Below are 21,473 nucleotides of genomic sequence, written 5' to 3'. Positions count from 1 at the left end.
AGGAGAAGTATTATGGGACGAACACTATTCGATAAAGTATGGAATAAACATGTTCTACATGGGAATGAAGGTGAACCACAACTATTATATATAGACCTACATCTCATACATGAAGTTACTCCTCCTCAAGCTTTTGAGGGACTCAGAATTCAGAATCGTTCATTAAGAAGACCTGATCTCACGTTTGCTACTTTAGACCATAATGTACCGACTATCGACATTTTTAACATAAAAGATGAAATAGCAAATAAACAGATTACTACCCTACAAAAGAATGCCAAAGACTTTGGCGTCCATATTTTTGATATGGGATCTGATGAACAAGGTATCGTTCATATGGTAGGACCTGAAACAGGTTTAACTCAACCAGGAAAGACAATTGTTTGTGGCGATTCTCACACCGCGACACATGGTGCTTTTGGTGCAATCGCATTTGGAATTGGTACAAGTGAAGTTGAACATGTCTTTGCTACTCAAACACTTTGGCAAACTAAACCTAAGAATTTAAAAATCGATATAAATGGTAAATTACCTACCGGCGTTTATGCCAAGGATATAATACTCTATTTAATTAACCAATATGGCGTTGATTTTGATACAGGATATGCCCTTGAATTTACAGGAGAAACGATTAAGAGTTTGTCTATGGAAGCTCGAATGACAATTTGTAATATGGCAATTGAAGCAGGCGCAAAATACGGTATGATGCAACCTGATAAGACGACTTTTGAATATGTTAAAGGTCGTCCTTACGCTACTAATTTTGATCAATCTATTGATTGGTGGCAAACTTTATATTCCGATGAGGATGCGTACTTCGATAAAGTTATTGAATTAGATGTTTCAAACTTAGAACCTCAGGTGACATGGGGAACAAATCCAGAAATGGGAGTTAATTTTAGCTCTCCTTTGCCAGAAATTAAAGATTCTAATGATGAACGTGCCTATAACTACATGGGACTCAAACCAGGTCAAAAAGCCGAAGATATTGAATTAGGCTATGTATTCTTAGGTTCATGTACGAATGCAAGACTCTCTGATTTAGTAGAAGCAAGTCATATTGTTAAAGGTAATAAAGTTCATCCTAATATCACAGCTATTGTAGTGCCTGGCTCCAGAACAGTTAAGAAGGAAGCTGAAGCACTAGGTCTAGATGTCATTTTTAAAGAAGCAGGTTTTGAATGGAGAGAACCAGGTTGTTCAATGTGTTTAGGTATGAATCCCGATCAAGTTCCTGAAGGTGTGCACTGTGCTTCCACAAGTAATCGTAATTTCGAAGGACGTCAAGGTAAAGGTGCACGAACCCATCTTGTATCTCCTGCTATGGCAGTAGCTGCTGCTATTAACGGTAAATTTGTAGACGTAATAAAGGTGGTCGTATAGATGGAAATTCAACCTATTACAACCTACACAGGTAAAGTTGTTCCCCTTTTATACGACAATATAGATACAGATCAAATTATACCCAAAGTTCATCTCAAACGTATTTCAAAAACCGGCTTTGGTCCCTTCGCCTTTGATGAATGGCGTTATTTACCTGATGGTTCTGATAATCCAGAATTTAACCCTAATAAGCCAGAATATAAAGATGCTTCTATTTTAATAACGGGAGACAACTTTGGGTGTGGTTCAAGTCGTGAACATGCTGCTTGGCCTTTAAAAGACTATGGTTTTAATATTATTATCGCAGGTAGTTTTAGTGATATCTTCTATATGAATTGTACGAAGAATGCAATGCTCCCTATTACACTTGATAAGGAAGCACGAGAACATCTGGCTCAATTTGAAGAAATTACGATAGATCTACCTTCGCAAACCGTATCATCTTCAGAACACACTTTTGAATTTAAAATAGATGAAACATGGAAGAATAAATTAGTAAATGGACTTGATGATATTGCCATTACTTTACAATATGAAGATCTAATAGAAAAATATGAAAAAACATTTTAAGGGTGTGGAATATTATGACAGTTAAAACAATCGTTTCGACACAAGATATAGATGAAGCTTTTTTACGCCTCAAAGATATCGTGAAAGAAACGCCATTACAGCTTGACCACTATCTTTCTCAAAAATATGATTGTAAAGTATATTTAAAAAGAGAAGACTTACAGTGGGTTCGTTCTTTCAAATTAAGAGGCGCATATAATGCTATTTCAGTATTATCTGAAGAAGCTAAAAATCGAGGTATCACTTGTGCTAGTGCTGGTAACCATGCTCAAGGCGTGGCATACACTGCTAAGAAATTAAATCTTAGAGCTGTAATTTTTATGCCAGTTACTACACCTCTTCAGAAAATAAACCAAGTACAATTTTTTGGTAGCGATAATGTTGAAGTCGTGCTAACTGGTGATACATTTGATCATTGCTTAGAAGAAGCTTTAGCTTATACTAAAGAAAATGAAATGAATTTTATTGATCCATTTAATAATGTATTTACAATTTCAGGGCAAGGAACACTTGCCAAAGAAATTATTGAACAATCCGAAGCAGATGGAGTAAAATTTGATTATTTATTTTCTGCTATAGGCGGTGGAGGTTTAATATCTGGTATTAGCACATATTTCAAGGCTTATTCCCCAAACACACAAATTATTGGTATTGAACCTGCAGGCGCCTGCAGTATGTATGAATCTGTAGTCGTAAACAAACGGGTCATCACTTTAGATCACATTGATAAATTTGTTGATGGTGCTTCAGTAGCCAGAGTTGGAGATATTACATTTGATATAGCCAAGCATAATGTAGATGATTATGTACAAGTAGATGAAGGAGCAGTATGTTCTACTATACTAGATATGTACTCTAAACAAGCTATAGTAGCTGAACCCGCAGGCGCTTTAAGTGTAGCTGCTCTTGAAAACTATAGAGTAAAAATTAAAGGTAAAACTGTTGTATGTGTTGTAAGCGGTGGTAATAATGATATTAATAGAATGAAAGAAATTGAAGAGCGTTCATTATTATTTGAAGAGATGAAACATTACTTCATCCTTAATTTTCCTCAAAGACCAGGGGCTTTAAGAGAGTTTGTTAATGATGTACTAGGTCCTCAAGATGATATTACTAAATTCGAATATCTTAAAAAGTCCTCTCAAACAACAGGTACTGTTATCATTGGTATTCAACTTAAACATCACAATGATCTCATTCAATTAAAAGAGCGTGTAAATCAATTTGATCCATCAAATATCTATATTAATGAAAATAAAATGTTATATTCTTTATTAATTTAAAAGCTACAATGAAAGCTTGAAAATAATCCTACTATTGTAAGTATTATTTTCAAGCTTTTTCGTATGACCCAATTTCATCTGTTTTCTATTAGTTTTTAAATAAAAAAGAGCTTGCGGTATATTACTATCTGGCAATTGGTTCTTTGGTTCTTAATGGCTTTGACCATTAAGTAAGTAAAATTAAGTATTAAAAATACTTATTTTACTTTAGAACGTAAGTCGGCTACCTTCGGCGCTAAGGTGCTTCCTCTGCTTCGAGACAAGCGCTCGCATCTTTCTTCATTTTCGTCTCTCTCTGACTCGTTTAGCTCGACTAAACTCGTGGCGTTCTTTCCTTAATTCATCAGCTTCAAACGCTTTCTCTTCGCAGAGTATAGTTCTCTTCTATAGCTATGGCTCTTGATAATTTTCTATATCTTTATTTTTCGCATAAAAAAAAGAGACCTTACGGTCTCTCGTTTTGCCTGGCAACGTCCTACTCTAGCGGAACGTAAGTCCGACTACCATCGGCGCTAAGGAGCTTAACTTCTGTGTTCGGCATGGGAACAGGTGTGACCTCCTTGCCATTGTCACCAGACAAATGAATGTGTTATACATTCAAAACTAGATAGTAAGTAATGATTTTGCGTCGCAAAACATTTTAATATTGATTAAGTCTTCGATCGATTAGTATTCGTCAGCTCCACGTGTCACCACGCTTCCACCTCGAACCTATTAACCTCGTCATCTTCGAGGGATCTTATAACCGAAGTTGGGAAATCTCATCTTGAGGGGGGCTTCATGCTTAGATGCTTTCAGCACTTATCCCGTCCATACATAGCTACCCAGCTATGCCGTTGGCACGACAACTGGTACACCAGAGGTATGTCCATCCCGGTCCTCTCGTACTAAGGACAGCTCCTCTCAAATTTCCTACGCCCACGACGGATAGGGACCGAACTGTCTCACGACGTTCTGAACCCAGCTCGCGTACCGCTTTAATGGGCGAACAGCCCAACCCTTGGGACCGACTACAGCCCCAGGATGCGATGAGCCGACATCGAGGTGCCAAACCTCCCCGTCGATGTGAACTCTTGGGGGAGATAAGCCTGTTATCCCCGGGGTAGCTTTTATCCGTTGAGCGATGGCCCTTCCATGCGGAACCACCGGATCACTAAGTCCGTCTTTCGACCCTGCTCGACTTGTAAGTCTCGCAGTCAAGCTCCCTTATGCCTTTACACTCTGTGAATGATTTCCAACCATTCTGAGGGAACCTTTGAGCGCCTCCGTTACCTTTTAGGAGGCGACCGCCCCAGTCAAACTGCCCGCCTGACACTGTCTCCCACCACGATAAGTGGTGCGGGTTAGAAAGCCAACACAGCTAGGGTAGTATCCCACCAACGCCTCCACGTAAGCTAGCGCTCACGTTTCAATGGCTCCTACCTATCCTGTACAAGCTGTGCCGAATTTCAATATCAGGCTACAGTAAAGCTCCACGGGGTCTTTCCGTCCTGTCGCGGGTAACCTGCATCTTCACAGGTACTATGATTTCACCGAGTCTCTCGTTGAGACAGTGCCCAAATCGTTACGCCTTTCGTGCGGGTCGGAACTTACCCGACAAGGAATTTCGCTACCTTAGGACCGTTATAGTTACGGCCGCCGTTTACTGGGGCTTCGATTCGTGGCTTCGCAGAAGCTAACCACTCCTCTTAACCTTCCAGCACCGGGCAGGCGTCAGCCCCTATACATCACCTTACGGTTTAGCAGAGACCTGTGTTTTTGATAAACAGTCGCTTGGGCCTATTCACTGCGGCTCTTCTGGGCGTGAACCCTAAAGAGCACCCCTTCTCCCGAAGTTACGGGGTCATTTTGCCGAGTTCCTTAACGAGAGTTCGCTCGCTCACCTTAGAATTCTCATCTTGACTACCTGTGTCGGTTTGCGGTACGGGCACCTGTTATCTATCTAGAGGCTTTTCTCGGCAGTGTGAAATCAACGACTCGAGGAAACAATTTCCTCTCCCCATCACAGCTCAGCCTAACGAGTGCCGGATTTGCCTAACACTCAGCCTTACTGCTTGGACGTGCACTCCAACAGCACGCTTCGCCTATCCTACTGCGTCCCCCCCCATCGATTAAAACGATACTAGGTGGTACAGGAATATCAACCTGTTATCCATCGCCTACGCCTGTCGGCCTCAGCTTAGGACCCGACTAACCCAGAGCGGACGAGCCTTCCTCTGGAAACCTTAGTCAATCGGTGGACGGGATTCTCACCCGTCTTTCGCTACTCACACCGGCATTCTCACTTCTAAGCGCTCCACATGTCCTTGCGATCATGCTTCAACGCCCTTAGAACGCTCTCCTACCATTGTCCGAAGGACAATCCACAGCTTCGGTAATATGTTTAGCCCCGGTACATTTTCGGCGCAGTGTCACTCGACTAGTGAGCTATTACGCACTCTTTAAATGATGGCTGCTTCTAAGCCAACATCCTAGTTGTCTGGGCAACGCCACATCCTTTTCCACTTAACATATATTTTGGGACCTTAGCTGGTGGTCTGGGCTGTTTCCCTTTCGAACACGGACCTTATCACCCATGTTCTGACTCCCAAGTTAAATTGATTGGCATTCGGAGTTTGTCTGAATTCGGTAACCCGAGAGGGGCCCCTCGTCCAAACAGTGCTCTACCTCCAATAATCATCACTTGAGGCTAGCCCTAAAGCTATTTCGGAGAGAACCAGCTATCTCCAAGTTCGATTGGAATTTCTCCGCTACCCTCAGTTCATCCGCTCACTTTTCAACGTAAGTCGGTTCGGTCCTCCATTCAGTGTTACCTGAACTTCAACCTGACCAAGGGTAGATCACCTGGTTTCGGGTCTACGACCAAATACTCAACGCCCTATTCAGACTCGCTTTCGCTACGGCTCCACATTCGCTGCTTAACCTTGCATCAGATCGTAACTCGCCGGTTCATTCTACAAAAGGCACGCCATCACCCATAAACGGGCTCTGACTACTTGTAAGCACACGGTTTCAAGTTCTCTTTCACTCCCCTTCCGGGGTACTTTTCACCTTTCCCTCACGGTACTGGTTCACTATCGGTCACTAGAGAGTATTTAGCCTTAGGAGATGGTCCTCCTAGATTCCGACGGAATTTCACGTGCTCCGTCGTACTCAGGATCCACTCAAGAGAGAATATGTTTTCGACTACAGGATTATTACCTTCTTTGATTCATCTTTCCAGATGATTCGTCTAACATGTTCTTTTGTAACTCCGTATAGAGTGTCCTACAACCCCAACAAGCAAGCTTGTTGGTTTGGGCTCTTCCCGTTTCGCTCGCCGCTACTCAGGGAATCGATTTTTCTTTCTCTTCCTCCGGGTACTAAGATGTTTCAGTTCTCCGGGTCTGCCTTCTGACATGCTATGAATTCACATGTCGATAACATGACATAACTCATGTTGGGTTCCCCCATTCGGAAATCTCTGGATCAACGCTTACTTACAGCTACCCAAAGCATATCGTCGTTAGTAACGTCCTTCTTCGGCTTCTAGTGCCAAGGCATCCACCGTGCGCCCTTAATAACTTAATCTATGTTTCCACCAGGAAACGCGTTATTAATCTTGTGAGTGTTCTTTCGAACACTAGCGATTATTTTTATGAATTCAAGCTTATTTAAAACTCTATTCACTCGGTTTTGCTTGGTAAAATCTATTTACTTACTTATCTAGTTTTCAATGTACAAATTTGAATGTTAATAAACATTCAAAACTGAATACAATATGTCACGTTATCCCTTTCATCTTCGAAGAAGATGTTCCGAATATATCCTTAGAAAGGAGGTGATCCAGCCGCACCTTCCGATACGGCTACCTTGTTACGACTTCACCCCAATCATTTGTCCCACCTTCGACGGCTAGCTCCAAAAGGTTACTCCACCGGCTTCGGGTGTTACAAACTCTCGTGGTGTGACGGGCGGTGTGTACAAGACCCGGGAACGTATTCACCGTAGCATGCTGATCTACGATTACTAGCGATTCCAGCTTCATGTAGTCGAGTTGCAGACTACAATCCGAACTGAGAACAACTTTATGGGATTTGCTTGACCTCGCGGTTTCGCTACCCTTTGTATTGTCCATTGTAGCACGTGTGTAGCCCAAATCATAAGGGGCATGATGATTTGACGTCATCCCCACCTTCCTCCGGTTTGTCACCGGCAGTCAACTTAGAGTGCCCAACTTAATGATGGCAACTAAGCTTAAGGGTTGCGCTCGTTGCGGGACTTAACCCAACATCTCACGACACGAGCTGACGACAACCATGCACCACCTGTCACTCTGTCCCCCGAAGGGGAAAACTCTATCTCTAGAGGGGTCAGAGGATGTCAAGATTTGGTAAGGTTCTTCGCGTTGCTTCGAATTAAACCACATGCTCCACCGCTTGTGCGGGTCCCCGTCAATTCCTTTGAGTTTCAACCTTGCGGTCGTACTCCCCAGGCGGAGTGCTTAATGCGTTAGCTGCAGCACTAAGGGGCGGAAACCCCCTAACACTTAGCACTCATCGTTTACGGCGTGGACTACCAGGGTATCTAATCCTGTTTGATCCCCACGCTTTCGCACATCAGCGTCAGTTACAGACCAGAAAGTCGCCTTCGCCACTGGTGTTCCTCCATATCTCTGCGCATTTCACCGCTACACATGGAATTCCACTTTCCTCTTCTGCACTCAAGTTTTCCAGTTTCCAATGACCCTCCACGGTTGAGCCGTGGGCTTTCACATCAGACTTAAAAAACCGCCTACGCGCGCTTTACGCCCAATAATTCCGGATAACGCTTGCCACCTACGTATTACCGCGGCTGCTGGCACGTAGTTAGCCGTGGCTTTCTGATTAGGTACCGTCAAGACGTGCATAGTTACTTACACATTTGTTCTTCCCTAATAACAGAGTTTTACGATCCGAAGACCTTCTTCACTCACGCGGCGTTGCTCCGTCAGGCTTTCGCCCATTGCGGAAGATTCCCTACTGCTGCCTCCCGTAGGAGTCTGGACCGTGTCTCAGTTCCAGTGTGGCCGATCACCCTCTCAGGTCGGCTACGCATCGTTGCCTTGGTAAGCCGTTACCTTACCAACTAGCTAATGCGGCGCGGATCCATCTATAAGTGACAGCAAGACCGTCTTTCACTGTTGAACCATGCGGTTCAACATGTTATCCGGTATTAGCTCCGGTTTCCCGAAGTTATCCCAGTCTTATAGGTAGGTTATCCACGTGTTACTCACCCGTCCACCGCTAACGTCAGAGGAGCAAGCTCCTCGTCTGTTCGCTCGACTTGCATGTATTAGGCACGCCGCCAGCGTTCATCCTGAGCCAGGATCAAACTCTCCATAAAAAATTATGATGTTTGATTAGCTCATAAATACTAAATAGTTTGTAACGTTTCGTTACGTTTATTGGAATTAACGTTGACATATTGTCATTCAGTTTTCAATGTTCATAAATATTAAATGGAGCGGGTGATGGGAATCGAACCCACAACATCAGCTTGGAAGGCTGAGGTTTTGCCATTAAACTACACCCGCATGTAGTATTAAATATATGATTTGGTGCGGCCGAGAGGACTTGAACCTCCACGGGATTAACTCCCACTAGGCCCTCAACCTAGCGCGTCTGCCATTCCGCCACGACCGCTGGCAAAACGCATAATTAAACTTTTAATTATCGAGACAATAACCATTGTAAATTGTCGGTTACATTTTGTCAACACAAAATTAACTTAAAATTAATATTGTTAATAAAGGTTTGTTTTGCTTTCCTTTTTAAGACAACTATACCTATAATATATCATGTAATAATTATTGTCAATGTTTTTCACAACAAAATTTATATCAATTATAAAAAAGGTTGTTAGAAAACAACATCTGCTTTTAACAACCCTTTTACTAAATATATATTTATATTTTTTTATTTTTCAAAAACTTTAACTAATTTAAGTTTGCCACCGCAATGCCCGCATCTCATTATTTGAGTGTTCACTCTTTTAATACGTAAATAATTAGCTTTACAACTAACACATTGATATTTGTAATTAGCTCGACTTTCATATGTTTCAGTCGGATTGCAAAACCTTGGTGCGCCTACTTTAGCGCTTAAAGCTTTGAAATCTGTATCTCTGTGTTGATACCCTTTACCAGCAAGATGAAGAAAATAATGACAAAGTTCATGTTTAACTATTTGAGCTATTGCATCTTCTCCAAAATGCTTTAATTGTTTAGGGTTTATTTCTATATTGTGGCTTTTTAACAAATATCTTCCACCTGTAGTACGTAATCGTTGATTAAAATAAGCCTTATGTTTGAAAGGTACTCCAAAGTATTTGATGGCCAAGTTTTCAGTTAATCTTTGAAGTTCAATATTATTCATTTGGATCAATCATCGTTAAAGATACTTTACCTTTATTTTCATCGATATCCAGAATCCAAACATCCACGATATCTCCCACACTTACAATATCCATAGGATTCTTTACAAATTTCTTAGAAAGTTTAGAAACATGGACTAATCCATCTTGTTTAACACCTATATCAATAAATGCACCAAAATCTACTACATTTCTAACAGTACCATTTAATTTCATGCCTTCATTTAAATCTTCAATGGATAATACATCAGATTTAAGGATTGGTGTCTCAAATTCATCTCTTGGATCTCTATTAGGCGCAATAAGTGATTTGATAATATCTTCTAGAGTGGGTTCACCAATATTCAATTGTTTCGCAAGCCCTTCAATATTCACATCACTTAATGTTGATTTTAATTGATCCGTACCTATATCATTAGCGCCTAAACCTAGTTGCTCTAATATTTCATAAGTCACTTCATAACTCTCAGGGTGAATCGCAGTATTATCTAATGGTTCTGAGCCATCAACGATACGTAAAAAGCCTATACTTTGTTCAAAAGTTTTAGAACCCAACCGTTTAATTTTACTAATTTCTTTATTATGTTTAATAGGTCCATTTTCTTCTCTATAATCAATAATATTTTGCGCAATAGTTGAAGATAGTCCTGAAACATATTGAAGTAAAGATTTTGAAGCTGTATTTACATCTACGCCTACTTGGTTAACTGCAGTTTCAACTACGAAAGTAAGCGCATTGCTTAATTCTTTTTGATTTACATCATGTTGATATTGACCTACCCCAATAGATTTTGGATCTATTTTAACTAATTCGCTTAATGGATCTTGAACTCTTCTACCTATAGATACAGCGCTTCGTTCTTCAACTTGAAAATCTGGAAACTCTTGTCTGGCAATTTCTGAAGCAGAATACACAGAGGCTCCCGCTTCATTGACAATGATGAATTGAGCATCTAATTTATATTTTTTAATTACATTTGCTACAAATTGTTCAGTTTCACGGCTAGCTGTTCCATTTCCAATCGCTAGTAATTCAATTTGATAATCTTTAATCATGTTGACCAGTTCTTTTTCAGAAGCTTCGATTTTAGATTTTGGAGGATGAGGATAAATGACGCTTTTAGCAATAAACGTTCCAAAAGGATTAATAACTGCTAACTTACATCCCGTTCTAAATGCCGGGTCCACACCGAGAATTTGTTTTCCTTTCATAGGTGGTTGTAAAAGTAAGTTTCTTAAGTTCTCACTAAAAACATCGATGGCATGTGTTTCTGCTTTCTGAGTTAAATCTCCTCGAACTTCTCTTTCAATCGAAGGCATAATTAATCGTTTAAGACTATCTTCAATAGCCTCTGCAATATAAGGACTTGCTTCATTATTTACTTGAATTAATTGTCGTTCAATGTCTTTTTTAATTCTTGATGTGTCAAATTCTATTTTAACGTTTAATACTTTTTCTTTCTCCCCACGATTCATAGCTAAAATTCTATGATTTGCAACACGCTTTACTGGTTCAGAATAATCATAATACATTGAGAAGATTTCTTTTTCATCTTCTGCTTTTTTCTTCTTAGCAGACACAATTTGACCTTGATGATATATATCTTTTAAAAGTCTTGAACGATATTTAGGGTCATCTGAAACTTGTTCAGCAATAATATCCTGTGCCCCTTTAATAGCATCTTCTACTGTAGAAACTTCTTCATTTATGAATTCTTGTGCTTTTTCATCAACATTCTTATCTAAATTCTTCTGAAGTAACCATTTTGCTAAAGGCTCCAACCCTTTTCTTTTAGCTTCAGTAGCACGTGTTTTCTTTTTCTGTTTATAAGGACGGTATAAATCTTCAACTCTTTGTAGTTTTGTCTGTTTAATAATATCTTTTTTTAAGTCTTCAGTTAGCATGCCTTGTTGTTCAATACTATGTATCACTTCATCTTTTCTTTTTTGAAGATTTTCCATATATCTATATTCATCATCAATTTGCTTAATTTCAACTTCATCTAGACCACCAGTTGCCTCTTTACGATATCTTGCAATAAATGGCACAGTGTTGTTATCTTCTAAGAGTTCAAGAACTGATTTAATTTGTTTCTCTGAAAAAGAATACTTTTCAACGATTGTTTGAATTAAATTTTTGTCCATTATTCTACCACGCTTTTCTTTAAAAATTTCTTCACTAGTTTAACATAATTTTTTAACTAGATTCTTCCTAGATATAATTTAGAATGCTTTAATCTTTTTTAAAGTTAAAAATTCTAACATATAAAAAGAAGTTCATTAACTCAGTCAATGAACTTCTTTTTATATTTATTGTTTAGCTGCTTCTTGCAACTTTTTGATTGCAGTACGTTGCAAGCGAGAGACATGCATTTGACTTAAGCCAATACGTTCGCCTGTTTCCTTTTGGCTTAAACCTTCTATAAATGTACATTGAATAATTTGTCTTTCTCTATCAGATAATATAGGTAAAATACGTTCTAGAATCATTCTCTTTTCAGTTAAATCATAATTATCATCTTGTTGACCCATAATATCTAATAGAGTGACAGTTGATCCGTCTTTATCTGCTTCAATAGAATGATCAACACTGAGCGCATTATAACTTTGACCCATCTCCATCGCTTCCAAGACTTCTTCATCCGAAACTTCAAGTCGTTGAGCAATTTCACTGATGGATGGTGAACGCTCTAGCTCATTTGTAAGTTCGTCACTTATCTTTTTAATTCTTGGACCAATTTCTTTAATACGTCTTGGTACATGAACACTCCATGTTTTATCTCTTAAATACCTTTTTATTTCACCAATTACGGTTGGAACTAGGAATGCTTCAAATTTTCGATCAAATGACAAATCAAATCTATTGATGGCCCCTATTAAACCAACCATACCAACTTGAACTAAATCTTCATGATGTGATTGCCCTTTTGAATATTTATATGCTAAAGATTCTATTAGTTTGCGGTAATGCGTAACTAATTTATCTTGAGCTTGGCTATTTTCATTTTCTTGGTGCTCTTTAATCCATTGGTTAATTTGTTCAGGTGATACATCATTAGCTGATTTCGACTCTTTCGCCATTATTTCGCACCTGCTCTTTTTTAATATACTTAATCATACTGATTGTAACACCAGATTCTTTATAGACCTTCACTTCGTCCATTAATGATTCAATAAGGAATAATCCTAAGCCGCCTTCGCGAAGAAAATCAATGTTTTCGTTATCGTCGTAAGGACCTAATTTTGATTTAGTTGTTTCATAATCAAAACTTTCACCTTGATCTGAAATAACTATTTTTATTTTATCATCAAATATCTCAAAACATAAATTAATCATACCGGTTTCAGTATTTTGTTTATAAGCATGTTTTACAGCGTTAGTCACTGCCTCACTTACAGCAATTTTAGAATCTTCAATATCGTCATAAGATGCTCCAGCTCTTGAGAATACACCAGATAATGTTAAACGTATTAAACTTACGTATTCCGCAGAGGCTGGTAACCGCATTTCAATGTAATCTTGTCTTGATTGCATGTTATTCAACCTCCGTTCCTTCATTAACATGCATTAAATCTTTCAAACCGGTAATATCAAATAATCTACTGATTCGATCAGAAACACCTAATATATATAAATCTTTATCATTTTGGTTTAATGCTTTTAACGTTCCTACAAATAAACCTAATCCTGTAGAGTCCATGTAACTTACGTTAGCTAAATTAACATGAATGTCATGAGTCCCTTCTTGTCGCATTGGTACAAGTACCTCTTCTAATTCAGGCACTGTATATACATCTAATTCTCCGCCAACTTTAACTTCATAATAATCGTCATGAGTTACAGTTTCTATATTAAGATTCATTCGATACACTCCTAGTCTTTATCAAATCTGCTTCATTTCTACATTTGTGTTCAAAAATATGTATACCCTACGACTTGAAACTTTAATCTAAATTATTTAAATTAATTTACTCTTTTTATAATTAAAATTGTCATATCGTCTTTTCTACTAGGATTTTGAACTTTTAAAATTCCTTCATAAATAATTTGAACTATATCTTGTGGATGCATATGTTTATATTTTTGTATTAAATTTAACAATTTATCTTTATCGATAAATTCACCTTCTCTATTTCGTGCCTCAGTTACACCATCAGTAAAGATAATTATTAAATCTTCGAGATAAATAGGTATCTCTTGTTGATTATATCGAGTCTTCTGACTTACTCCAAGTACACGCCCACGAACGTCAATCTCTTCAAATTGTTCTGTTTCAGCTCGATAAATATAACCAGGCTCATGCCCTGCAGAACTACAATATAAAAGATGATTCATTTCTTCATACAAGCCATAAAACATCGTTACAAACATATTTTGGTTGACGTTTTTTTCGACAACTCGGTTAAGACGCTTTAAACCATCACTAGGCAATTGAGAGTGACCATATGAATCCATTCCAAATTTAATCATACTCATAGCTAAAGCAGCAGGTATACCTTTACCGATAACGTCCGCAACAGCGAAACTCATAGTTCCGTCTTTATGATCAATTAAATTAAAATAATCGCCACTTACCTTTTGAGCCGCAACGGAAATTACACCGATTTGTATACTATCGAATTGAGGTATATCTGTTTTAAGCATAGTTTGCTGAAGTCTAGAAGCCAAATCAATTTCTTTGTCGTGAACTTGTAATTTATTAACTAATCTTTGATAATCTCTATAACTATAACCGAATCCTTTTACTACCTCTTGAAGGACATCTAATGTACCGAGTATTTCTTTTTCTTCTAAATCTAATTGGTTAATATATGATTTATGAATTTCTACAATATCTTCTGGCAGTAAATCCTTTTTAATTACTTAATTTGTAAATTCTTCGCACTTTTTTATAAGTTGCGTTCGGTTTTCAGTAGTTAAACTTTCTTTTACAAGTTCCATATAATCTTTCTTAAATTCTTCCACAAGATGTGCCTCCTTACTTCCAATTCACAATTCCATATGCTTTTAATCTGGTACTTTTTGGAATTCTTTTTTATCTATAAAATGAATAGCAAATAACTAAAAAGCCACAGTTTCTTAATATCTAAAAAAGACTTTAGGATTGGAATACCTAAAGCCGTAAAACTCAAGACATTCTTTTATAATAAATGTATTTACATAATAACTATAATTATATGCTATTTAACTAATGAGAGGTAGCACTAGTCTTGATTTGCAAAAAATTCTTGATGTAAGCAATCGGTCTAAGTTACCTAGTTAATTAAGAGTTATAATTATTATAAAGTTATTGTCTTTAAATTCATTATTTTATTTATGTTAACTACATATAAAACGCTATAATCATTGATGGTCAAAATTATGTAATCCTAGACTGATATCTAGGGCGTTGTCAACTTCCTTCATCTTACTTTCAGACAAATAGGTCAACTTCTCTTTTAAACGTTTTTTATCTAGTGTTCTAATTTGTTCAAGTAAGATAACAGAGTCTTTATCTAACTTATATTTTTTCTTTTCAATTTCTACATGGGTTGGTATCTTCGCTTTATTAATCCTACCTGTAATAGCAGCAACTATGACAGTTGGACTATATTTATTACCAGTATCATTTTGTATAATTACAACAGGTCTTACTCCCCCTTGTTCAGACCCTTGAACTGGTGATAAATCAGCTAAGTAAACATCGCCTCTTCTAATCATTCATTCTTAGAGTTAGAAGTAAGATATGTTTCATTACAATCGCAAGCTTCACATTCGATGGGAAAAGCTTCCGTTGCTAGGGAGAGGTTTAAATCGGCCATTTGTGCATAGCCTTCTTTTAATGATTGTTCAAGACTGTGACTCCTAGATTGATTAAAAGATAACATATGAAGAACCTCCATCTGATTCCAAAAAAGTTGTTATTTAACCTTTAATTTATGTTTATAATAACAAATTTTTAACGCAGTGACTATACTATTTTAACAAATCGTTCGTAACCATTTGTTCTTCATTATGGTGATAGATTCTTGGTAAACGTTTTGATAAGTTACACAATACTTCATAATTGATTGTATGTTGCTTTTCAGCTAGAGACTCAACGGACTGTGGTGAATCTATATGATTATCCATCAATATCACTTTGTCTCCCATCTTCACATCATCAGGCACGCTCACTATAGTCTGATCCATACAAACCCGACCTACCACTTCACATTGATGGCCATTAACATTCACATAAGCACCTTGCATAGCTCTTAAATAACCATCAGCATATCCAACTGGTAGTATAGCAATTTTCATTTCTTTATCAGCTGTAAAAGTACGTCCATAGCTCACAGTTTCGCCAACTTTAAGAGATTTCACTTGTACTATTTCAGTAACGAGTTGAGCACTTGGGCGAAGATGTACTTTGACATTATCCCTAACATATTGTGAAGGATAATACCCATATAATGAGATACCTAATCTAATCGCATTACAAAATTGTCCATCCATTAATAAAGAAGCTGCAGAGTTTTGTGAATGAATGTAATTTGGTTTTTCTACTTGATTAACAATATCTTTAAAAAATTCATACTGTTCATTCATAGAATCCCCTGGTTCATCTGCGCTAGCGAAATGTGTAAACACGCCTTCAAATACAAGATCATCTTTTTTATTAATTATATCAACAACATCTTTATACTCTTCAACATCTTTCATACCTAATCGACCCATACCAGAATCTATTTTGGCATGTAACCAAAGTTTTTTCTCATTTTTTTCAGGTATATTTCTAATAGCTTCTTTAAGCCAAGCTTTTGAAGGTACAGTAAGAGCTACACGATGTTGAATAGCTTTACTTATGTCTTTAGTTGGAATGACACCTAAGACTAGTATTTTTGCATCAATTCCATGCATTCTTAATTCAATTGCTTCATCAAGTGTTGCAACTGCGAAAAACGAAGCCCCATGTTCCATTAGGTGATGTGCTACTTTTACACTACCTAATCCATAACTATTAGCTTTAATGACTGATATAACAGTCTTGTTATGATGTAACTGATTGAATATTTGATAATTGTTTAATATTGCATCTAAATTAACATTTAAATAGGTTGATCTATAGAATTTTTCCGACATGAAAAGGTCCTCCTTGAAACTACTCGCTTAATACTAAAGTATTAATACATTTATTATATAACGCCTTTATTCTAATTTTTCTAAGGTAACTTGACTCATTGCATAATTATCTGTATGGGTAATGCTTACATGAACTCTATATCCATCATAGTCGATACATGGCTTACCTAATTCATCGTTATAGCAATTGATATCTTTAAAAGATATCGTCTGACCTAACCCTGTACCCAATGCTTTACTAAAAGCTTCTTTAACAGCAAAACGACCTGCTAAAAATTCAATCTTACGTTTTTCATGAGTGAATTTTTCAAACTTTAGCTTTTCATTTTTAGTTAATACTCGGTCAACTAATCTAGGTTGTTTATATAACACCTCTCTAATACGCTCAATTTCTATCAAATCTATACCTATTCCATTTATCATAACTTCGCCTCTTTAATCACTTTCATTATAGTTTCTATTCATAGTATCTTATGCATCATCACCGTTTAACATATCATGCGCATCTCTAGTTTTATTTTGTTTAATTAATAACTTTAATTTTTGAGCTTCATTTTTATCTATCAATTCAATTTCACTATTACCCCCAGCTGTTGATAGCGTGAGAGTAGCTAGTTGATATCTTCTCATTATAAAGCCCTCATTAATATCGATGTTCTGAATTCTAAAGTAGGGAATGATATTTGTCTTTATGAAAATAATGCCTCTTCTAACATGTACTTCATCTTCTTCAATTGCGTATCTAAAATTTTTATATCGAAATATGGGCATTACAAATATAAAAAAGACTCCTAAAATAACGACTCCAACTATTTCAGCAATGATGAGTGTACGATTATCTATCCAATGAAATTTCAACACATTAAAGATGGTAAATACGATTAATGCAATAGTAAAGATTGTTATCCATACCAAAGCATTCATTCGCATTGCTTTTAAACCCTTTTTATTCATATAGTTATAATTACTCATGAGTATCACCTCTCATGTACCACTCTTTAAATTCATTAACTTTAGAAACGTCTGTGTATTTAAGACCTATTTTTTTATTTTCAAAACCTTTGGCGATTATAAATTTAAAATTGGCCAAATGCTTTCTTTCTAATAAAGGATGCTGTTTAATTTCCATACCTATGACTTTATTGAGTTTGAAGTAGAATCTTTTCATATTAAGTAATGATGCTTTTTGGATAACAATTTCTTCATTTTCAAGGTAATAACCACTATATCGCACATATAATATGGCCCTTATTATTAGTAAAATGATTAATAACCCCGCAATAACAAACGACCACGTAGACCAGAAATACCATCCAATAAAACTAGCAAAAATAAGAATAAGTGATGGTATAAGAAAATGTCGATGAAAACCTCTTAGTGGCATGCCAGTATGGGCTGTATTAAAACGCATTTCTGGTACCAGTGATTGAATCACTTCATAAGCTTGTTGCCGTTTAATAAAAGGTAAAATCATTATACGTCCATTAACATCACTCATCTCTGCAGAAGTAACAATGTCACTAGTAATATAAAAATGAATAGAAGTATAACCAAATAATCTTCTTAGATATGATTGATGTTCAAGTACACCTTGAAGTCGATTTGTTGGTACAGTGACATTCTTTTTTGTAAATAAGCCATATTGAATTTTAAGTTGATGACCTTGTTGCGTTACTTTATATCCATAGTATCTTATGAATGCGAGACACGTACCGATGATATAGCTCATTATTAAAACGACAACCACTATAGCAATAATTATGAAGAAAGTAGATTTTAAGACATATGAGAGTTCCCCACCTAATTTTTCCCAAGGTATAATGTCCGAGAAACTTCCCACAATTGGAGACAATGTTATTAATGTAATACCAATCGCACCACTAGTCATTGCCATAAATAATAATTGTTTAAATGACATTTTAAAAATTGATTTAGTAGGTACATTTTTCAAGGATTCATTATCCTCGTCTTCATCCTTTTCAAAATCAACATTCACTTTAGCTTGATGCGTTGCATTCAATTGTTGTTGTATGTTTTTAATCTCACTTTCAATCGATACACTTTGCTTCTTTGATATTGTACTTAGTTCAATACCGTCACTTGGAGTTTTAATAATAAGTTCTACGCCACCTACTATTTGATTCACAAAACCTTCAGTGGTATCAACTGATTGAATTCTACTAATATTGAGTTCTTTTCGCTCTTTATTTAATACACCTGTTGTAAGAATGAAATGATTGTTTTCAATCCAATATCTAGTATTATAAACTTTGAAAATATTATAAAAGAAAGTTATTAAAAATATTAATGTCATGATACCTGGCCATAAGTATGAATAGAAATCATCATATTTAAAATCTTTAATATTAAACAGGAAAATAATAATTACAATAAAATTATTTTTAATAACATTAATTAGACTCGTTACATATGAGACCGGATGTAGCTTTTGTGGATTATACATCGTCATCTACACCTCTCAATCTATTTAATGCTTGATGCTCTATTACGTCTGCCTCTTTTTCTGAAACCATCGGCAGTGAAATTTCATGACCTGCTGTAACCAATTCAATTGTATTTATTTTAAATATTTTTGCTAGCGGATTTGTACTGACTGTAATATATTGCAACCTCTCTATCTTACTTAGTTCTTCCTTTTTAAAGAAAAAAGCTTGCTTCAAAATAATTGAATCGCCTTCAAATTTATAAAAATGGTATTTATATCTCAGAACTGGCCCAACAATAAAGTTTATAACTGAAATCACCGCAACTGTAATAAGTATGTATAGAATAAAGTTCCACCAATTATAAGTAGACCAACAATAATATAATATGCTCAAAATCACTAGTACTACAATTAAACCAATAAAACTAGTGATGTAATAGTACTTTAATGCATTTTTAGGACTGCGATGAAACGTACTATCAAGATTCATATTAAAGCTCCTTTAATTAATTTACTCACATTATAGCATAGAGTGTGATAGGTCTAAATAAAGCTTTAAATCTAAAAAACCAGCTAAGTCAATAGACTTAACTGGTTAATAACATCATCGATTATTTTTGATGATCGGCAAATGTACGGCCTCTCATTGATTGGTTTGAACCTTTATTTTGTTTATCACGACGTTCGAATTTTTTATTATTTTTCTTTTTATTTGAATGACCTTTAGACCCTTTTGAACGTCTATTTTTATTATCAAATTTGCCATTGCCACGTTTGTTATTGTTACCTCTTCTTGAACCGCCACCTCTACTATTGCGATTCTTACGTGCTAATGGTTTCTCGAACGTTAACTGTACTTCAACTTCATCGTTTGCTTCTACTAATTCTTGTAGCAATGATGCAACTAACTCAGTGCTGTCATATTCTTCAAGTAATTCACTTGAAATGCGTTGTAAACGAGGTTCACTGTCTTTAGACATCCAGTTTTGAACTTTTTCTTTAATATCGTCTTCACGAGCTTTAAGTACTTCTTTACGATGTGGTGGTCTTAAAGCGTTCATTCGACGTCCATTGACATCTTCAATTTGACGTATATAATCCATTTCAATTGGATTTACAAATGTTACCGCGATACCTTCTTTACCTGCACGTCCTGTTCGACCTATACGATGAGTATAGCTTTCTGTATCTTGAGGGATATCAAAGTTATAAACGTGACTTACACCTGAAATATCCAAACCTCTAGCTGCTACGTCAGTGGCAACTAAAATGTCAATTTGGTCATTTTTGAATTTCTTCAAGACTTCTAAACGTTTAGCTTGAGTAATATCACCATGCAAGCCTTCTGCTTTATAGCCTTTAGATAATAGCGCACTAGTTAATTCATCAACACGACGTTTCGTACGTCCAAATACAATCGCTAAATCTGGTTGATGAACATCAAGAAAATTTGTAAATGTATCAAATTTCTCTAATTCTTTAACAATAGTATAGTATTCATCTATTTGTGGATCTGACATTTCATTATTCATTGTTTTAATGATTTTAGGCGTCTTCATAAATTGTTGAACTAAGTCTTGAATTGCTTTAGGCATAGTCGCTGAGAATAACATTGTTTGACGCTGGTCAGATGGAATTTTGTCCATAATAAATCTCATATCGTCGATAAATCCCATATTCATCATTTCGTCAGCTTCATCTAAAATTAATGTATGAATACCATTAGTTTTTAAAGTACGACGATTTAGGTGATCAATTACACGTCCTGGAGTTCCTACTACAATTTGTGGTCCTCTTTTAAGTGCTTTTATTTGTCGTTCAATCGGCATTCCACCGAAAACCGTAACGACTTGAACATTTTGGCCTTTACTGAACTCTCTTAATTGTTCCGCAACTTGCATAGCAAGTTCTCTTGTTGGCGCTAAAATGAGTGATTGTACGCCTTGTTGGCCTACAACTTTTTCAATTAAAGGAATACCAAAAGCCCCTGTTTTACCCGTACCTGTTTGGGCTTGACCAAGGATGTCGTCTCCTTCTAACGCATAAGGGATACTGTCTTTTTGGATAGGTGTAGGTTCTTTAAATCCCATAGATTCCAGCGTTTGAACCGTTCTATCCGAGATCCCTAATTCTTTAAAATTTTGCAAAATAATTCTCCTTTTTAAGTGTTTATTTCTTAATATACGTTTTTGCATATATGTTCACTTTTGTTTCATCAACTTCTATATAGTACCACCTTAAAAATATTATAGCAATAAAGCAGTTACTTACTTTCTTTGTTTTACTCTTAAAT

16 protein-coding genes, 2 tRNA genes, 3 rRNA genes and 1 pseudogene are annotated in these 21,473 nt (G+C 36.4%); 3 read left to right on the top strand and 19 right to left on the bottom strand.

What is annotated here, in order from left to right; all coding sequences use genetic code 11:
- Positions 1–12 precede the first annotated feature (12 nt).
- Genes leuC through ilvA form a run of 3 tightly spaced genes read left to right on the top strand, consistent with a single transcriptional unit; the run spans position 13 to position 3,236 of the window.
- Entirely contained in the window at positions 13–1,383 is a 1,371-nt protein-coding gene (gene leuC, locus V6C74_RS04110; protein ID WP_002453679.1) for a 3-isopropylmalate dehydratase large subunit, read from the top strand.
- The gene (gene leuD / locus V6C74_RS04105) at positions 1,384–1,953 is read left to right on the top strand and encodes a 3-isopropylmalate dehydratase small subunit (protein ID WP_002453680.1); all 570 of its coding nucleotides are present in this window, start codon (positions 1,384–1,386) and stop codon (positions 1,951–1,953) included.
- Positions 1,954–1,967: 14 nt separating this feature from the next.
- A complete protein-coding gene (gene ilvA, locus V6C74_RS04100) occupies positions 1,968–3,236 on the top strand; it encodes a threonine ammonia-lyase IlvA (RefSeq protein WP_002453681.1) in 1,269 nt (422 codons plus the stop codon).
- Between the two features lie 462 nt (positions 3,237–3,698).
- Here the strand turns inward: ilvA and rrf are convergent.
- From rrf to V6C74_RS04005, 19 genes and pseudogenes are all read right to left on the bottom strand, one after another.
- Positions 3,699–3,813, bottom strand: a 5S ribosomal RNA gene (gene rrf / locus V6C74_RS04095).
- Between the two features lie 69 nt (positions 3,814–3,882).
- Positions 3,883–6,806, bottom strand: a 23S ribosomal RNA gene (locus tag V6C74_RS04090).
- 243 nt (positions 6,807–7,049) lie between these two features.
- Positions 7,050–8,600, bottom strand: a 16S ribosomal RNA gene (locus tag V6C74_RS04085).
- Together the 16S, 23S and 5S rRNA genes with 2 tRNA genes alongside form the textbook arrangement of a ribosomal RNA operon.
- A 116-nt stretch (positions 8,601–8,716) precedes the next feature.
- Positions 8,717–8,790: transfer RNA gene (locus tag V6C74_RS04080), tRNA-Gly, on the bottom strand.
- A gap of 22 nt (positions 8,791–8,812) precedes the next feature.
- A tRNA-Leu gene (locus V6C74_RS04075) sits at positions 8,813–8,899 on the bottom strand.
- Between the two features lie 273 nt (positions 8,900–9,172).
- Positions 9,173–9,631, bottom strand: a complete 459-nt coding sequence (locus V6C74_RS04070) for a SprT family protein (protein WP_016898671.1) — start codon at positions 9,629–9,631, stop codon at positions 9,173–9,175.
- The gene (locus V6C74_RS04065; protein WP_002453684.1) at positions 9,624–11,774 is read right to left on the bottom strand and encodes a Tex family protein; all 2,151 of its coding nucleotides are present in this window, start codon (positions 11,772–11,774) and stop codon (positions 9,624–9,626) included. The genes V6C74_RS04070 and V6C74_RS04065 overlap by 8 nt, the downstream gene beginning before the upstream one ends.
- A 165-nt stretch (positions 11,775–11,939) precedes the next feature.
- A complete protein-coding gene (sigB, locus tag V6C74_RS04060; RefSeq protein WP_002435824.1) occupies positions 11,940–12,710 on the bottom strand; it encodes an RNA polymerase sigma factor SigB in 771 nt (256 codons plus the stop codon).
- Positions 12,685–13,164 carry an anti-sigma B factor RsbW gene (rsbW, locus tag V6C74_RS04055; RefSeq protein WP_002435518.1) on the bottom strand — a complete coding sequence of 160 codons (480 nt, stop codon included), beginning with the start codon at positions 13,162–13,164 and terminating at the stop codon, positions 12,685–12,687. Before rsbW ends, sigB begins: the two co-directional genes overlap by 26 nt.
- A 1-nt stretch (position 13,165) precedes the next feature.
- Positions 13,166–13,492, bottom strand: a complete 327-nt coding sequence (locus tag V6C74_RS04050) for an anti-sigma factor antagonist (RefSeq protein WP_002435753.1) — start codon at positions 13,490–13,492, stop codon at positions 13,166–13,168.
- Positions 13,493–13,593: 101 nt separating this feature from the next.
- Positions 13,594–14,595, bottom strand: a pseudogene (locus tag V6C74_RS04045) (SpoIIE family protein phosphatase).
- 378 nt (positions 14,596–14,973) lie between these two features.
- Complete coding sequence (locus V6C74_RS04040) at positions 14,974–15,330, bottom strand: type II toxin-antitoxin system PemK/MazF family toxin (protein ID WP_002435799.1); 357 nt, start codon at positions 15,328–15,330, stop codon at positions 14,974–14,976.
- Positions 15,327–15,497, bottom strand: a complete 171-nt coding sequence (mazE, locus tag V6C74_RS04035; RefSeq protein ID WP_002435513.1) for a type II toxin-antitoxin system antitoxin MazE — start codon at positions 15,495–15,497, stop codon at positions 15,327–15,329. Before mazE ends, V6C74_RS04040 begins: the two co-directional genes overlap by 4 nt.
- An 88-nt stretch (positions 15,498–15,585) precedes the next feature.
- Entirely contained in the window at positions 15,586–16,734 is a 1,149-nt protein-coding gene (alr, locus tag V6C74_RS04030; protein WP_002453686.1) for an alanine racemase, read from the bottom strand.
- Between the two features lie 66 nt (positions 16,735–16,800).
- Positions 16,801–17,157 carry a holo-ACP synthase gene (acpS, locus tag V6C74_RS04025; protein WP_002453687.1) on the bottom strand — a complete coding sequence of 119 codons (357 nt, stop codon included), beginning with the start codon at positions 17,155–17,157 and terminating at the stop codon, positions 16,801–16,803.
- A 48-nt stretch (positions 17,158–17,205) separates the two neighbouring features.
- The gene (locus V6C74_RS04020; protein WP_002453688.1) at positions 17,206–17,706 is read right to left on the bottom strand and encodes a PH domain-containing protein; all 501 of its coding nucleotides are present in this window, start codon (positions 17,704–17,706) and stop codon (positions 17,206–17,208) included.
- Positions 17,699–19,198 (bottom strand): PH domain-containing protein, encoded by a 1,500-nt coding sequence (locus V6C74_RS04015; RefSeq protein ID WP_002453689.1) that lies wholly within the window; start codon positions 19,196–19,198, stop codon positions 17,699–17,701. Before V6C74_RS04015 ends, V6C74_RS04020 begins: the two co-directional genes overlap by 8 nt.
- The gene (locus V6C74_RS04010; RefSeq protein ID WP_002453690.1) at positions 19,191–19,670 is read right to left on the bottom strand and encodes a PH domain-containing protein; all 480 of its coding nucleotides are present in this window, start codon (positions 19,668–19,670) and stop codon (positions 19,191–19,193) included. The genes V6C74_RS04015 and V6C74_RS04010 overlap by 8 nt, the downstream gene beginning before the upstream one ends.
- Positions 19,671–19,791: 121 nt before the next feature.
- Entirely contained in the window at positions 19,792–21,327 is a 1,536-nt protein-coding gene (locus tag V6C74_RS04005; RefSeq protein ID WP_002435499.1) for a DEAD/DEAH box helicase, read from the bottom strand.
- Positions 21,328–21,473 lie beyond the last annotated feature (146 nt).

Origin of the sequence: Staphylococcus capitis subsp. capitis (genome assembly GCF_040739495.1) — a bacterium.
In the GTDB taxonomy this organism is placed as follows: Bacteria; Bacillota; Bacilli; order Staphylococcales; family Staphylococcaceae; genus Staphylococcus; species Staphylococcus capitis.
Note: the sequence above shows the minus strand (reverse complement) of the source record. Positions and strands in the feature narration are given on the sequence as shown.